Origin of the sequence: Fibrobacter sp. UWR4, from assembly GCF_003149045.1 — a bacterium.
In the GTDB taxonomy this organism is placed as follows: domain Bacteria; phylum Fibrobacterota; class Fibrobacteria; order Fibrobacterales; family Fibrobacteraceae; genus Fibrobacter.
This window is the reverse complement of sequence record NZ_QGDU01000089.1, coordinates 1-1318: the sequence shown is the minus strand read 5'-3', so window position 1 is coordinate 1318 and position 1318 is coordinate 1. Positions and strand designations below refer to the sequence as shown.

The following is a 1318-nucleotide window of genomic DNA, read 5'->3' as shown; positions in this document are numbered from 1 at the left end:
ACGGTTTCACCCACGCCAAGCACCATCAAGCTGTTCACTAGACCCTTGCCGGTTTCACCCAAGCCATTACAGGCGTTGGAGGCAGCCTTGCCTACATACCAGCCGGAGAACATAATGCCAAGCCCACCGAAGATGCCCACGCCCAGGCAAGCTGCCCAGTTGTGGAAATCCGGCTTGTTGGCAGCATTCAGGATGGTATTCATCAGAAGCATGCCATAAATCGTCTGCGCAATAGGAGCGCCCACGAAAACAAGCAAGGTGAACATAGCGTTCTTCCCCTTAAGGTAGGCTTTCTTCCACGATCCGATCGCCGCCATGCCAGCAGTACTGCAACCCATTGCAGAGCCGACAGCGGAAAGACCGAGAGCCGCGGCGGCGCCCATCTTGCCGAGAGTCACTATTGTTTCTTGATCCATATTCAATTCCTTATAGGAGTGAGGACGCGAACTACGTTCGCTTTGAGGTCGGCGCAATAGCGCCTAGAGGAATGAGGTCTTTCAAAACAAAGCCTCACACCTCAACGCCTTACGCAAGTAAGGCGTCCTCATACCTACTAAGCGAAGGTCTGGGTTGCGAACACCATGACGAACAGGGCAACGGTTTCGACCACACCGAGAACTATCAGGTAGTTCACCATGCCCTTGCCGGTTTCGCCCAAAGCGTCACAAGCAACAGCACCAGCCTTACCCTGGAACCATGCGGAAGCCATCATGCCCAGGCCGCCGAAGATACCGGCACCGAGGCAAGCTGCCCAGTTGTTGAAGTTTTCTGCATTTGCAGCACCCAGGATGAAGTTCATCAGGAGCATGCCGTAAATGGTCTGGGAAATGGGAGCACCCACGAACACAAGGAGAGTGAAGAGAGCACTCTTGCCCTGAGCGTAAGCCTTCTTCCAGACGGTGATTGCAGACATACCAGCGGTACCGCAACCAAGGGCAGAACCGAGAGCACCGAGGCCGAGAGCTGCTGCTGCACCCATCTTGCCGAGAGTAACCATGGTTTCGTGATCTAACATATTTTTATCCTCTACTTGTTGTTATTAAACATTTTTCCGTTTCTTGAACGGGTTAAAGCCAAAACCGCTCCACTGCAGGTCCAGGCCGTTGGAAAATTCAAGGGTGTTCAAACGCACTGCGTGAACCGCCACACCCATGACGGCAAGTGCAATGTTCAGGGCATGAACAAAGAGTAGCACAATGGCAGCACCAAGGAGACCGCCAACAGAACCGAACATAGGCGAAAGCATTTCGCTGAAGGATTCTGCAATGGCAGCACCGGAAAGGCCCACTGCGAACAGACGGATGTAGCTAATCACATC

General features: G+C 53.3%; 2 protein-coding genes and 1 pseudogene. All 3 read right to left on the bottom strand.

The window, feature by feature from the left end; all coding sequences use genetic code 11:
* Nucleotides 1-416, bottom strand: a 416-nt coding sequence (locus tag BGX12_RS15215; RefSeq protein WP_109736858.1) for a V-type ATP synthase subunit K, incomplete at its 3' end; no start/stop codon positions are given.
* Between the two features lie 137 nt (nt 417-553).
* The gene (locus tag BGX12_RS15210) at nt 554-1015 is read right to left on the bottom strand and encodes a V-type ATP synthase subunit K (protein WP_233246426.1); all 462 of its coding nucleotides are present in this window, start codon (nt 1013-1015) and stop codon (nt 554-556) included.
* Between the two features lie 24 nt (nt 1016-1039).
* Nucleotides 1040-1318: pseudogene (locus BGX12_RS15205) on the bottom strand (ATPase); the annotation flags it as partial.